Below are 14761 nucleotides of genomic sequence, written 5' to 3'. Positions count from 1 at the left end.
GTATGCGGAGCCAAATTCAGTGTGCCAGTAAAGTGCAGGCAATAGAAGAAGCGAGCGGCTGCCTGGTTGTTGTTATTGGCAGTTTTAGCTTTGCGGCAGTGTGCTGTACAAAGCTAAAACTGCTGATTATTCTTGCTGGTAAAAAGCAAGAAACATCAGCACGTTGGCTTTAATTATTTCTTCTTGTGCCAAATCATAACTGCTGAGCTGCAGCACTTTAGGCCAGAAAAAAAACGCTTTAAACAAAGCCCAGAACTGATGGGTTGCCAGTTTTATATCAACAATCTGCAGTTTGCCGTCGGCTATAGCGGCCTGTAACCAACTTTCAAGACCGCCTTCCTGCTGCTCCAGTTGTGCCATCACAGCGTCGGCCCGGCCCGGCTGGCGGATATATTCGGCCATTACCACCCTGGCTAAATCGATAAAACCCGGCTGTTGATAAAACGCAAAACTTTGCCGTGCAATCTGGCACAGCTGATCGGCCAAAGCCAAATTGCCATCATAAGGCACAGTGGCGGCATTTTTACTGCCGCGCCATAGCTGGACTGTTGCTTGTTCAAACAAAATTTCTTTGCTGGCGAAGTGGTTATATACAGTACGTTTTGATACCTGGGCCCGTAGCGCAATATTGTCCATGCTGGCGCCGGCAAAACCCTGCTCGGTAAATTCGGCAATAGCTGCAGTGAGTACGTCCTGTTTTTTTTGTTCCGAACGACTGAGGGGTTTGTGCACTTTGGTCATAACAACATCGATAAAAACTGAGATAACAAAATTCTACACTAGTGAGTTTACTTTTGCATCCTTGCGTGTAAACTACACCGTGTAGTTTACTTATTTGTGACTGATGTTATTCAGTCAGAAGTTATCTTTTAGCTCTGTTCTGGCCAGGCGTCATGCCTGCTGCTTTAGCTTTGTATCAGGAGTGTCTGTTATGTTGAAATCTATTTGTTTACCAAATAACAAAGTTGTAAATCAAAGCGTTACAACACAGAATTTTGCACAGCAGCAGCGCTCGGGGCCATTTTTGAATGAAGCGGCTGGGGTAGAAAGTGGTGAAGGCAAAATTGGCGCAATTTTATGGCGTTATCTGACGCAAAAAGTGGCTGATAAAACGCCGGCCACTGCCTTGCCGGTGCAAAAAATGCAGCTTGCGGCAACAGCAGGGGCGGGAGCTGTCAGTAAAATCAGCCATTCAACGCTGTTGCTTGAACTCAATCAGCATTATTGGCTGTTGGACCCGGTATTTTCCAACAGGGTATCTCCCAGTCAGTTGTTTGGGCCGGCACGTTTTCATGAGCTACCGTTAGAGCTGGAGCAAGTACCTGAACTTGCAGGCATTATTATTTCGCATGACCATTATGATCATCTGGATAAACACAGTATTCAGGCGCTTGAAAGCCGAACAGCATTATTTATTGTGCCACTTGGGGTAGACCGGCATCTGCGCCGTTTTGGTGTACCAGCCCACAAAATAGTGGCGCTGGATTGGTGGCAACAACATCAGGTGAAAGGTGTCACTTTTACTGCTGCACCAAGCCAGCATTTTTCCGGTCGCTCTTTGTTTGATAAAAATCAGACTTTGTGGGCGTCCTGGGCCATTCAAACTGAAAGTCACAATTTGTATTTCAGTGGAGATTCCGGTTATTTCCCGGGTTTTGCCGAAATTGGCCGAAGATTAGGGCCCTTTGATCTGACCTTTATTGAAACAGGTGCTTATGACGACATGTGGGCCGATATTCATATGCAGCCTGAGCAGTCATTAAGGGCGCACTTAGATTTGCAAGGCAAGGTATTGATCCCTATACATAACAGCAGTTTTGATTTGGCGATGCACCCATGGTACGAACCGCTGGAACGATTGACGGCAGCTGCCCATGTGTATCAGGTGCCGGTGTTAACCCCAATCTTTGGTGAAAGAGTGTTGTTACAGTCTTTGTGCTCTGTGCCTGGCGGACAGTTGCAGCTAACCCAGCAGTGGTGGCGCAATTTATTGCCCGCCGACAGAGCTTTGGCCGAAGATGTTTTGCTGGGGCAATAACCGGCTTTCTATCTGGCGGAGGCTGGGTTATGGTGCTGTGATTGTTGGTGCAAAACAACAGCATAAAGCTGGTTATGATACTGCGGCAACACCACTTTGACTGACGCTCAGGTAGCCAGCAACACAAAGGCTAGTGACGTCTGTTTCGCAAATCCGTTTTATCCGCTTTGCTACAGAAGGGAGAGCAGCATGTTTAATGATGGAATACAGCGCACTGAGAGGCACTTGTGGTTATTGTTACGCCTGACGTTGGCCGGTCTGTTGGCGGCACATGGCTGGATGCGCTTTTTGAGTGGTGGTGTATTGCCATTTGGTGACTGGCTGAGCAGTCAGGGCTTGCCGGCCGGTTTTTATCTGGCTGCAGCTGTCACAGCTTATGAAATTCTGGCTACCTTGTTTTATGTCGCCGGCAAATGGTTGTGGCAGCTAAGTCTAGGTTTTGTATTGATTTATAGTGTTGGTTTGGTATTGGTACACGCACCTTTTGGCTGGTTTGTGGTTGGTGCAGGCCGTAATGGGGTGGAATACAGTGTATTGCTTATTGTGACTTTAGCCTGTGTTGGTTATCGCGATTATAAACTTGCCAAACAGCGGCAACATTCGTTTTAACTTGCTGGCGGCTTTGTCGGTTGTTATCGCCTGACACTCAAGTGCAGGATTTTTGCAGATCTGCAATCTGGTGAGGGCTGCAATTTTTCTCCTGTTATTCAGCCGCAGTTTGAAGATGGCTTCATTTATCCTTGTTTTGGTTTATCGCTGGTTTATTTTATCGCCAAAAGTCCGGCATTGAACCTATTCAACTGCTGCAGCACTTTTAAGGCTGCTTTGTCCGTTATATGGTGTTTTGTATACAAAATAATTTCAACATCATAAGGATCCGGATGAAACTTGCGCCTTTCACAGGCTTGCTGCTATTGGCAGCTGGCCTCTATGCCATCACTCCTATTGCAGCGGCAGCGGCCTCTGCCCCAGGTAGCAATAGCGAAAAAACCAATCAGAATATCCAGACTTTTACTCAGGGTATGCAACAGCAGCAGGGTTATTTTGATTTTTATCATGATGCCAAAACCGACAAAGTCTATCTGCGGGTTGATAAACTCAATCAGCCTTTTATTTTCCAGAGTTCTTTGCCCCGGGGTGTTGGTTCTAACGATATAGGCTTAGACCGCGGCCAATTGGGCGACACCAGGCTGGTGCAGTTTGAACAATATGGCAATAAAGTGATGCTAAAACAGCTGAACACTTATTACCGTGCTGAATCGACAAATGCGGCCGAGCGTTTAAGTGTGGCAGAAGCTTTTGCCAGTTCAGTGCTGGCTGGTTTACCTGTGGTGGCCAGCGACAAAAATGCGCTGCTGGTGGATTACAGCGAGTTTCTGCACAGCGATATTCATCAGATAAGCGCCAGATTGGCGGCGCAAAACCAGGGCAACTTTGCGGTAGATGCCAAACGTAGTGGTGTGTATTTAGCGCGCAGCAAAGCTTTCCCGCGAAACACTGAACTTGAAGCTATGGTGACGTACAGCGGCAGCAAAGCCGGTGAATTTGTTAGCCAGGTCACTCCGGCGCCGGACGCCATTACTGTGCATTTGCACCATTCACTGGTTGCTTTGCCGGATGAAGGTTATCAAAAACGCCAGTTTCATCCTTATTCCGGCTTTTGGAAAGTGGAATATATGGACTACGCCACTGCTTTTGATGAGCCTATAGTGCAGCGCTTATTGCCAAGGCACAGATTGACAAAAAAAGACCCACAAGCGCCACTGAGCGAAGCGGTCAAACCTATTGTGTATTATCTGGACCCCGGAGTGCCCGAGCCTGTGCGTACTGCGCTCAAAGAAGGCGCTTTGTGGTGGAACAGCGCTTATGAAAAAATTGGTTATAAAAATGCCTTTCAGGTGAAAGACTTACCTAAAGATGCTGACCCTATGGATGTGCGTTATAACGTCATTCAGTGGGTACACAGAGCCACCCGCGGTTGGTCTTATGGGTATGGCGTGACTGACCCGCGCAGCGGCGAAATTATTAAAGGCCATGTTACTTTAGGATCGCTCAGGGTACGGCAGGATTATCTGATAGCCACTGGCCTGACGGCGCCTTATCAAAAGGCTGGCAGCAATAGTGCCCAAAGTGGAGATCAAAATGGTGCTGTAAATCAATCGGATACCAGCAAAGCCAAAGCTATGGCGCTGGCGCGTATCCGCCAGTTATCGGCACATGAAGTTGGTCATACCCTGGGTTTAATTCACAATTTTGCCGGTAGTGCCAATGGCCGCTCCACAGTAATGGATTACCCACATCCAATGCTGGATTTGCGCGATGGCAATATTGCGCTTGATAAGGCTTATCGTGAAGGTTTGGGCGAGTGGGATTATTATGCCGTGGCTTATGGTTATGGCGACCATTCCGATGCTGAACGTTTAGCTTTGGTAAAAAACGCTAAACAACAAGGCCTGGAATATATGGCCGATGAAGACGCCCGCCCTGAAGGGGGTGTCAGTGCCATAGGCCATTTATGGGACAACGGCGCTGATCCTGTGGCCGAGCTCAACCGCCTTGGCGAAGTACGGCAGCTGGCGCTCAGGCAGTTTGGTCTGGATAACATTCAAAGCGGCAGGCCTTTGTCGTCGTTGCAGGAAGCTTTGGTGCCCATTTATGCATTGCACCGATATCAGGTGGAAGCTGCGGTAAAACTGATTGGCGGCGCTTATTATCAATATGAGCTGAAAGGGGACCATCAAAATCCGCTTGGTTTTCAATGGGTCACACAGCAGAAACAACAACAGGCACTGCAGGCGTTATTAAAAACCATTAGCCCTGAGTATTTGCAGTTGCCGCCTGAGCTGTTGGCGCTTATTCCACCCAAAGCTTATGGCGACAACAATGGCCGCGAAAGTTTTCAGGGTCGTTATGGCCTGGCCTTTGACCCGCTTTCTGCCGCTGAAGCCGCCGCCAACCATAGTTTAAGTTTATTATTACACCCACAAAGGCTGAATAGGTTAAGCGGCCAGCAGCAGCTTAAACCTATGTTAAATCAGCTACTTAAAGCTACTTTAAAGCAAGAATGGCCAGCGGATAGCGAAGTTGCCGATGTTGCTGAAGTTTCAAAGAGTGGGGATAACAAAGCGTTGCACAAACAACTGAGCCGGCAACTTATTCAGCAGCGGGTAGGGCATGTGGTTTTTTATCAGTTAATGCAAAGCCTGACCGCAGCTGAAACTGCACCTGAAGCCCGCGCCACTTTGCGCTATGAGCTGATGCAGCTTTCGGTTTTTCTGAAAAAACAAAACAATGCCAGCCAGCAACTGGTACTGAGCCAATGGCAAAGTTATCTGGAAACAGGTGTCTGGCAGCCGGTATTTGTGCCGAAAGCCTTGCCGCCGGGTGCGCCGATTTAGCGCATGGTGTCAGAGGCTTGTGTTAGAGGATGCTGTATAGGTAATGTTCTGACTGACCGGGCAAAAGGGCCTGGTCAGTCAGAGATTTATTGCAGCTTAGCCGTTGTTAACCGCGGAACGAAAAGACTGAACGGAAACCACTGCTGCTGCGGCTGGCGCGTTTATCGGCGCGGCGACGGCGCATCCAGGACTGTAACTCCTGACGTTTACTTTCCAGCCAGTCGGCTTTGCTGGTGTGGGCTTCTGCGCCCCGACGTTCGGTTTCGTTTTGACGATACTGACAAAACTCGGCGTAAGCCTGCAAATCTTCCGCCAGTTCCTGCGCCACCAGCTCAATCATAATGGCGTCGTCAAGGAAGCCCAGCACCGGCACATGGTCGGCAATCAAATCTTCTGGTTTGGCAAAATAGGCCAGTGCAGATAATACATCCAGTTTTTCTTCCGCCGTTAAATCCCACTCGCTGTCTTCCACCATTGCTACTAACAGCTCAAGCTGTTTAAGACGGCTGGCAACAAAGTCCGGCACCTGATGTTGTACTTCACCAGCAAGCTTGCGGGCAGCAGCCAATATTTCAGTCTGGCTCAGCTTGCTCACCGATTGTTGGGTTTTTTGCATTATTGCGCGGAAGTATTCGAGATCCTGATCCTGCAGTTCAAAACTTATATTCAGTGCCATGGTAAATTCCCTTATTTTTAGAATGATCAACAAGCTGTTGCAGACAAAAATCGCTTAAAGCTTGCTCGATTATGGTGGATTCTCTTACATAAATTCAACAAAATAATGCAACCATTGGCAATGAACAAATTGCAGCGGGTTTTGCTTTTTTCAGGGCCGATCACTCCAGGCAAAAAACAATACCTGAACCCAGATCTGGAGGGCGTGCCCGCCGGTACTATTCACACTGTGAGGTCACAAATGTGCTCAAACACATAGGTGACAGTGTTTTGCACGCAGTAAATCAGCGACGGTTTGCTTGATGCCAGCGGCATAGTTACCCCAGCTACAAGCTGAAAATATTATTACCTGATGTCCTAAGTGTAAACTGATAAAAATCAGCATATTAGGGCAATACTGCATAACATTCAGCCACGCCTTGCCACAAAAATTCAGAAAAAATTCCGCCTCTTTATTGACCTTCTGCTGTTATACAAATACTCTCTGTAAGCGCTTTCAGAAAATGCAATTGCCATAGAAACCCTGAAAGTTCAGCAATGATGTACCGACAAAACCGGTTCAACCGGCTTGCGGCATAAAAAAATAAATCAACAGGACAAGCGACATGAAAAAACGAACACCTTTGGCCGGAGCCTACTGGGCTGGCTTGTTGCCTGCGCTCTTGTGGGGCTGTGGTGGTGGTAGTGAAACCAGCACTGATCTCGCCGCAGTAGATGTAAGCAAACCCACTACAGGCTGGGCTTTGGTCTGGAGTGACGAATTTAACGGCCAGACGGTGGACGATAAAAAATGGAACTTTGAAGTGAATTGTGCCGGTGGTGGCAATAACGAAAAACAATGTTACACCGCCGACAAAGACAACGCCTTTATCAAAGAAGGCATGCTGAATATAGTGGCAAAACCTGCACCAGAGGGTGCGGAAAAACCTTATACCTCGGCCCGCCTCACCACCAAAAATAAAGCCGATTTTAAATATGGCCGTTTTGAAATGCGCGCCAAATTGCCATCAGGGCAGGGCAGCTGGCCGGCGTTCTGGATGATGCCAACCGACTCAGTGTATGGTGATTGGCCACGTTCCGGCGAAATTGACATTATGGAAGCGGTCAACCTGAAAGTGACAGGTGCCGATGGCAAAACCGAAGCCAATGTGCATGGCACTTTGCATTACGGCAAAACCTGGCCAAACAATGTCAGCTCAGGCAAAGCTTATGCACTGCCTGGTGGCAAAAACCCGGCTGATGATTTCCATACTTATGCCGTTGAATGGCAACAAGGTGAAATCCGCTGGTATGTCGACGACTATTTATACGCCACTCAGCGTCAGTCTGAAGTGCGTTACAACAGCAAACAACAGGCTGTAGGTTTAAAACACCGCGGTTGGTTTACCGAATATTTTGACCAAATCAGTGGCAAGCTCACCACCTTCTGGAGCAGCGCGCCTTTTGATCAGAAGTTTTTCCTGATTTTAAACAACGCTGTAGGCGGTAACTGGCCGGAAAACGTCAATAACAAAGGTATAGACGCTGCCGCTTTTGCCAATGGCCAGTCTTATGTTGTTGATTATGTTCGGGTGTACGAATGTGCCGCCAACCCTGCTACCGGCAAAGGTTGTGAAACCATCAGAGCAGGTTACGACAAAGCTGACGACGCGCTGGTTGAAGGTAAAGCGCCAATACCAGTGCCACCCTCAGACGGGGTTGCCCGTAATCTGGTGATTTTTGACAATGCCGCCAATCCAAACTGGCCAGGCTGGGACTGCTGTGGTGGCAGCACACCCACAGTGGTGAATGACCCAAACCGCGGTGGCGTGATGGAATTTAAAGTTGGCGCAGCGCCAACGGTCAATGGTTTTATCAGCCGTGCTGAATTTATTAAAGACGCAGCCGGTGTACCTTCGCCTTTTGACGCTTCGCCTTTATTGGCTACAGGCAGTTTAAGTTTTGCCATGCAGCTGGTATCAGCACCCAATAACCCGGCAGCGGCCTGGAAAGTGAAAGTTGAAAGCAATAATGCTGCTACTGCGGTCGAGCTCGATATTACCGCCAGTACTGAAGGCAAAACCCCTGCAGTAGGCGTGTGGCAAACCTATACCTTCCCGCTGAAACAACTGGCAGACGCTGGCCTTGATTTATCGGCTATTGATGTGGTGATGATTTTCCCGGCCTGGGGCAGTGGTGAAGGTGCAGTGTACCGGGTGGATGATGTCAAAATTGCCGCTGCCATCAGTTCACCTGAGCTGGTGTTGTTTAAAGATCAGAAAAACACCGACTGGCCTATGTGGGACTGTTGTGGTGGCTCAACGCCGACCGAAGAGATGGACGATGCAGCCCATGGCATCACAGCAGAATTTAAAATTGGGGCCGCCCCTACAGTGATGGGTTTTATTACCCGTGCCGCCAACGGCGGTGGTGCCAAACCTTTTGATGCCACTGCTTTACAACAAAAAGGCATCTTCCGTTTTGAGATGAAAGTGCTGAACGGCACTGCCAACCCGGCTGCAGCCTGGAAGTTTAAAGTAGAGTCAAACAATGGTGCCGAAGCTGTTGAGCTGGATTTAACTGCCAGCACCGAAGGCAAAGCACCAGTCACCGGCCAATGGCAAACTTATAGTTTCAGCATTGCTGAACTAGCCGCCAAAGGGCTGGACATCAGCGCCATAGACGTGGTGATGGTGTTCCCGGCATGGGGTGAAGGCAATGGTACTGTGTATCGTATTGATAACGCCCGCTTTTTTGACCCAACAGCCACGCCGGTTTCTGGCCTGAATTTGTTCAGTGATGCAGCAGCAACGCAGTGGAAAATCTGGGATTGTTGTGGTGGCTCCACGCCAACAGTGGAAGATGACGACGCTACTCACGGTAAAGCCGCCCAGTTTATGATTGGTGCTGCACCAACAGTGATGGGCCTGCTGGCGGACGATAAAGTGTATTACGACGCCACGGCTTTATTGGAAACCGGTGTAGTGCGTTTTGAGCTGAAAGTGATTACGCCGCCGTCGAACCCTGACGCCCAGTGGTTGTTTAAAATTGAAGCTTTTGATGCTGCAACAGCGGTCGAGTTGAAACTGAGTGACAGTCTGGAAGGCAAAACGCCTGTGACAGGTCAGTGGCAGACTTATACCTATAAGCTCAAAGACTTAGCCGACAAAGGCCTGGATGTCAGTGCCATAGATGTACTGATGGTATTTCCGGCATGGGGCAGCGGCAATGGTGCCGTGTACCGGCTGGACAATGTGGCTATTGCGGCTGAATAACAGCAGCAGAACATAACAATATCACCACAGGCCGGCACTGGCTGTGCCTGTGGTTAGAAGAGATACGCGAACAAAGCCAGAAGTGCCATGGGCACCAGATAAAAAATGGCTTTGGGAAGCAACAACATCACAGGTTGAATTATGCATACAGCAATTTTCACAAAAAGCCGCATCGCGACAGCCATGTCGCTGGCATTGGCCGGCACCTTGTCCTGGCCTGCTCTGGCGCAGCAAACGGATGCCACCGCCACAGCTAAAAGCGAAGAAAAAGTAGAAGTTATTGAAATTAAAGGTATTCGCGGCAGTTTAATTCGTTCTATGGATATTAAACGCGAAGCCAATGGTGTAGTAGATGCCATTTCAGCCGAAGAAATGGGTAAGTTCCCTGACACCAACCTGGCCGAATCGCTACAACGTATTACCGGTGTGTCGGTGAGCCGCGCCAATGGTGAAGGCAGTCAAATTACCGTACGCGGTTTTGGCCCCGATTTTAACCTGGTTACTTTAAACGGCCGCCAGATGCCGGGTACAGGTTATACCCGCTCTTATAATCTGGAAAATTTATCCTCAGAAGGCGTCAGTGCGCTGGAAGTGTATAAAACCGCCCGAGCCGAAAACCCAAGTGGTGGCCTTGGCGCTACTGTCAATATTATTACCACCAAACCGCTGAATAACCCGGGTCAACATGCGTCTGTTTCGGCCAAAGGCATTTACGACAGCTCCAATAAAAAGGGCGACGATGTAACGCCTGAGTTCGCGCTGGTGGTCAGTGACACTATGCTCGATGACAAATTTGGTGTGGCTTTGTCGTTTTCACATCAGGAACGTGATTTCCAGAAACAACAAGCCAATATTCAGGGCTGGCAAGCCAATGTGGCGCTGCCGAATAATCTGGCCGCCGACAAAATCAAAGACGCCAGACCACTGGGTGCTGATGGTAAACCAGGCGGCAATTATTATTTCCCCAAAGACATGAACTACAGCATTGAAGATGTTGAGCGCGAACGCAGCAATGGTCAGCTGACCTTCCAGTTTGCGCCTGTTGACAACTTTGTTGCCACTTTGGATTACACCGCCAGCCGTGCTATGACTGGCAGCGAAAGTATTGGCTGGGGTATTTGGAACGAATTTGGCGGCAATATTAATGCTTATGAACTGGACGCCAACGGTACTGCTTTATATGCCGATATCAGCGGCAACGACGGTTCTTTTACCGCCAATAAAGGCAGTACTGAAGTAAAAGCTGACTCTGTCGGTTTAAATCTGGATTGGCAATTACACGAAGATTTTGGCCTGAGTTTTGATTACCACGACTCCAGCAATAAAACCGACAACGGCGCCGACAAGGGCCTGGGCAGTCAGGGGCAGGTGATTTTGGGTTCAGATCAGCTGCTCAGCAAAGTGTATGATTTTCGCCAGGGTGAAGTTCCGCATGCCATGGTGTATTGGAAAAACGGCACTGACGAGTTAAAAGCCGGTGAAATTGACTCCAACTTCAGTCAGTTTATTCATTCACCCGGTGAAGCCAAAATTAAACAAGCGCAGCTGGACAGTGAGTGGAACAACAATATATTCAGTCTGCCGCTGAGCAAAGTGAATTTTGGTATCGCCCGCACTGAACAAACCATGGGCGGTCATCAGGGCTGGAGTGGTTTACGTGGTGGTCCTGGTTTTAATCCGGCTTATCCACAAATTTTCCCGGACGCCATGTTTGTGCGTCACAGCACCAGTGACTTCCTCGACGCTTTTAACGGCGGTGGCAGCGCACTTAAACCCCATTATTACTACAGCTACAGTTTTGACGAAGCAGTGGCACGGCAGCTTGCGTTTTTAACCGCCGATGTGATGGGCGCCGATGTGTATTCGATTGACCCTTATATTGACGGTATCGACAGCGAAAGCAGTGTTGAAGAAAAAACTGACTCTGTGTATTTGCAGTCGCAGTGGGAAGGCGAATGGCTCGCTACCCCAATGTGGCTGAATGTGGGTGTACGCTACGAAAAAACGGATGTGACAAGTTTAGTGCGCCAGCGGGTGGAAACTCAGGTGAACTGGGAAAGTGCCTCAGAGTGGATCACCCAGTATCAGCAAGGTGGCAGCGCCAACTTCCTGGAACAAAGCGGTGAACACGATGTGGTGTTGCCAATGTTCGATTTTAAAGCAGAGCTGACCGACGATCTGGTAGCGCGTTTTTCCTGGGGTAAAAGTATTTCCAGAGCGCCACTTGGCTTTTTGGCCGGCGGCAGAAGTTTAAGCGGCAGCCCTAAACCAGGTGCCCGCAGTGGTGGTCAGGGCAATACCAATTTGTTGCCTTTTGAATCGACCAACCTGGATTTAAGTCTGGAATATTATTACGCCGAAGGCAGTTACGCTGCTGTTGGCTGGTTTAAAAAGGACGTGGATAACTTTATTCAAACCACCATCACTGAAACCACCATTGAAGGCCTACGCGATATTCTTAATGGCCCACGTTATTTAAAAGCAGTGGCCGATATTACTGCCCGTGGCGAGCAGCCAACCAGCACCGCCATTTTTGAGCAGATGCTGGCCAACGGCAATGGCAACAGTGAAGGCAAAATTGAGCCGGCTGCCGATGATCCGCTGATGGTGTGGAATATCAGCCAACCGGCCAATACCGACAGTAAATCTGTGGATGGTGTGGAAGTGGCGATGCAACACCTGCTGTGGGACACAGGTTTTGGTGTCGGCGCCAACGCCACTTTTGTGCAGGGCGATGTGGAGTTTGACGTCACCAGCCTGCAACAACAGGCACCACTGACCGGTTTAAGCGATTCCGCCAACTTACAGCTGTTTTATGAAAACTACGGCTGGTCGGTGAAAGTAACTTACACCTGGCGCGACAAATACCTGATTGGGGTAGGTCAGGCGCAAGGTTCGTCCGATGCACCACCACAATTTGCCAAAAGTTATGGCCAGTGGGACTTAAGCGTGAACTACGACGTGACACCAGAGCTGACGGTATTTTTTGAAGGTATTAACCTGAACGACGAAACCGAACGTGGTTACGGCCGTTACGAAGAGCAGTTCCTGTTCGCCCGCCAATACGGCCCGCGTCTGACGTTGGGCATGAGGTATGCGCTGGAATAACAGCTGGAATAACAATATGTTAGCAGGCTAATCCTGTTCTGTATTTCTTTGTAAAAGCCACCTTCAGCTGACCCTTAAGGTGGCTTTTTGTTTTCTTGGTTTTGCCTTCAACGCCTGTTTACCCATTGTTAAAATGTGCCAGCAGCAATGCAGTCAATTGGCTATACAGCACACAACTAACTGTCTACACTGGCATTTTGTGGTTGTGGGAAAGCTAAAAAATGAGCCAGCTGAATCTGAATCGCCCCGATGAATTACAACGCGACTGCGTTGATGATTTTTTTGAAGATTTCCGTGATGCCTACGAGCAGTGTGAAAGCACTTTGCTGGAGCTGGAGCAGCGCCCGCAACAGCCTGAACTGCTGCATGGTATTTTCCGGGTGGTGCATACCATCAAAGGTAACCTGGGTTTTATCGGTTTATTTTCGCTTATTCCGCTGCTGCAATCTTTAGAAGATGTGCTGGACGATATCCGTAAAGGCCATATGGCGTATGACAGCGCACTTTGTGATGTGATTCAGCTGACGCTGGACCGCACCAGGCAATGGGTAGAGGCCAGTATTCACGATAGTGCCAAACCTATGACAACAACTGCTTTACAGCAAATTTGTCAGCGTTTAACCGGCCTGACCAGCGTGGATCAGCGTTCCCGCGATTTACGGATCCGGCAGGTGCTGGGTTTGCTGGAGCCAAATCACCCGCAAGCGCTGGCGATTAAAGATGAAGTACCGGAGCTGGTCAGCAGCAGCGTGAGCGCGCCTGACGGTACAGCGCAAAAAAGTGCATCAGCGGTGGATGCCTGCAGGCGGTTATTGCAGTATTACCGCATCCGGATGGACGCCGACCTTGAGTTTTTTATTCAGTTATTGCCAGCGCTGGAAGAGCGCCACCCCAACTGGCAAGGCCGCGCGGCACGGCAGCTGTTTTTAGCTTTGGAAATGAACCGTCTTGCAGGCGGCAAGGTAGACCAGCTGCAGTTGGTGGTGGCCGTGATGCTGCACGATATTGGCATGGCGTTTTTGCCTTTGCAGATGTTGGACGCGCAGGGCCGCGCCGATCCGGCGCAGCTGAGTGTCTGGCAACGCCATGTCGAAATGGGCGCGTCTTTGGTGGCCAGTTCACCACGCTGGCAAGACGCCGCCGCCATGATTTGGCAACACCACGAACAGCAGGACGGCAGCGGTTTTCCACACCAGATGGCTGCTGAAGATATCAGCGACGGTGCGCGCTTATTGCGTATTGTTGATGAATTTGATTTGTTAACCAGTCAGCAGCAGGCGCAGGAAACCAATAACAGGCAACTGATTAAAGCTTTGGTGGACATTAGTCAGGGCTCTGGCAGCAAGTTCGACCCGTTTTGGGTGTCGATGCTGAACGAAGCGGTGAAGCTGCATAAACAACATTTTCAGCGTTAGGGTGGCGGGTTTGCAGCAAAAACGCCTGCCAGCCTGAGCTATCCAAATCACTGTTATTTAAATAAAAAAGCTCACCTGGGTAACACTTGGGTGAGCTTTTTTGTTGCTTTAAATCAGTGACTTAAATTGTGTTCGTGCTGCGGAGTTGAAGTGAGCAGCTGCATGGTGTTGTGTTACAACCTGCCGCTATGACGATGGTTATAAATACGGATCGTCATTAAAAGCAAAATTGTGGCAATCAAAGCACTGCTGGCGTGGTGCATCAGCAAATGCCCCATCATAAAAGCCGGCACATCCTGCCAACCGTCGATAAACAACATTTTCAGCAGCAACAACAAATAAGCCGCCAGATGCAGGTAAATGCCGGTACGGAAAATTTGCCCAATTCTGTGTTGCAGCGGCTGACTGAGGTTTGTGCCAAAAAGCCGCAGCAATACTAAAGCAATCACACAAAGACCCAGAGTCACCAGGCCTAAACCCAGCAAAGAGGTTTTTACCACCACGGCACTGGCGATATACCAAGGCAACATTTTTGTTTTCTCCTTTTATAGCAATTACTTATTTGTGGCACTTCAGGCTTGGCTATTGACGATAGCTGCGCTTTGGGGCCTGCGGCTTAATGGCGCGGATTTTACTTCAAGCCAGTAGGGTTGTCTTTCGTCAGAAGCCTGTGGCATCGCATTTTAAAAGCGGTTTCGCCGCAAGGGCGAGCTACTTTCTTTGCTGACAAAGAAAGTAGCCAAAGAAATCACCCGGGGTACGGTTCACACTCATAGGTGACACTTTAGTTCAACCACATAGGTAACACTTCTCTGGATGAAATTAACCACATCCGGAGGAGATTATGCCGTGGAATGAGGTGAAGCCTATGGA

General features: G+C 49.1%; 9 protein-coding genes. 6 read left to right on the top strand and 3 right to left on the bottom strand.

All coding sequences use genetic code 11. The annotated features are described in order from the left end of the window. Window positions 1–126 precede the first annotated feature (126 nt). Window positions 127–741, bottom strand: a complete 615-nt coding sequence (locus RCH83_RS01000) for a TetR/AcrR family transcriptional regulator (RefSeq protein ID WP_306518143.1) — start codon at window positions 739–741, stop codon at window positions 127–129. A gap of 190 nt (window positions 742–931) precedes the next feature. Here RCH83_RS01000 and RCH83_RS00995 point away from each other — a divergent pair, with 190 nt between their 5' ends. The 3 genes from RCH83_RS00995 (at window position 932) to RCH83_RS00985 (ending at window position 5436) form a co-directional block, all read left to right on the top strand. Continuing rightward, a complete protein-coding gene (locus RCH83_RS00995) occupies window positions 932–2038 on the top strand; it encodes an MBL fold metallo-hydrolase (RefSeq protein WP_306518141.1) in 1107 nt (368 codons plus the stop codon). A gap of 189 nt (window positions 2039–2227) precedes the next feature. Beyond that, window positions 2228–2647, top strand: a complete 420-nt coding sequence (locus RCH83_RS00990) for a DoxX family protein (RefSeq protein WP_306518139.1) — start codon at window positions 2228–2230, stop codon at window positions 2645–2647. A 272-nt stretch (window positions 2648–2919) separates the two neighbouring features. Beyond that, the gene (locus RCH83_RS00985) at window positions 2920–5436 is read left to right on the top strand and encodes a zinc-dependent metalloprotease (protein WP_306518137.1); all 2517 of its coding nucleotides are present in this window, start codon (window positions 2920–2922) and stop codon (window positions 5434–5436) included. Between the two features lie 106 nt (window positions 5437–5542). Here the strand turns inward: RCH83_RS00985 and RCH83_RS00980 are convergent, their stop codons facing one another. Continuing rightward, the gene (locus RCH83_RS00980; RefSeq protein WP_306518135.1) at window positions 5543–6112 is read right to left on the bottom strand and encodes a YkvA family protein; all 570 of its coding nucleotides are present in this window, start codon (window positions 6110–6112) and stop codon (window positions 5543–5545) included. Window positions 6113–6716: 604 nt separating this feature from the next. Between RCH83_RS00980 and RCH83_RS00975 the strand changes: the two genes are divergently transcribed. The 3 genes from RCH83_RS00975 (at window position 6717) to RCH83_RS00965 (ending at window position 13888) form a co-directional block, all read left to right on the top strand. Further along, on the top strand, window positions 6717–9365 hold the full coding sequence (locus tag RCH83_RS00975; protein WP_306518133.1) for a glycoside hydrolase family 16 protein: 2649 nt from the start codon (window positions 6717–6719) through the stop codon (window positions 9363–9365). A 141-nt stretch (window positions 9366–9506) separates the two neighbouring features. Continuing rightward, entirely contained in the window at window positions 9507–12473 is a 2967-nt protein-coding gene (locus RCH83_RS00970; RefSeq protein WP_306518131.1) for a TonB-dependent receptor, read from the top strand. A gap of 221 nt (window positions 12474–12694) precedes the next feature. Further along, window positions 12695–13888 carry an HD domain-containing phosphohydrolase gene (locus RCH83_RS00965; RefSeq protein ID WP_306518129.1) on the top strand — a complete coding sequence of 398 codons (1194 nt, stop codon included), beginning with the start codon at window positions 12695–12697 and terminating at the stop codon, window positions 13886–13888. A 173-nt stretch (window positions 13889–14061) separates the two neighbouring features. On the opposite strand, the gene RCH83_RS00960 is transcribed toward RCH83_RS00965, so the two are convergent. Then, window positions 14062–14418 carry a hypothetical protein gene (locus RCH83_RS00960; protein ID WP_306518127.1) on the bottom strand — a complete coding sequence of 119 codons (357 nt, stop codon included), beginning with the start codon at window positions 14416–14418 and terminating at the stop codon, window positions 14062–14064. Window positions 14419–14761: the final 343 nt, after the last annotated feature.

Origin of the sequence: Rheinheimera sp., from assembly GCF_030824435.1 — a bacterium.
Taxonomy (GTDB): domain Bacteria; phylum Pseudomonadota; class Gammaproteobacteria; order Enterobacterales; family Alteromonadaceae; genus Pararheinheimera.
The sequence above is the reverse complement of the archived record's forward strand: the minus strand, read 5'-3'. Positions and strand labels throughout refer to the sequence as shown.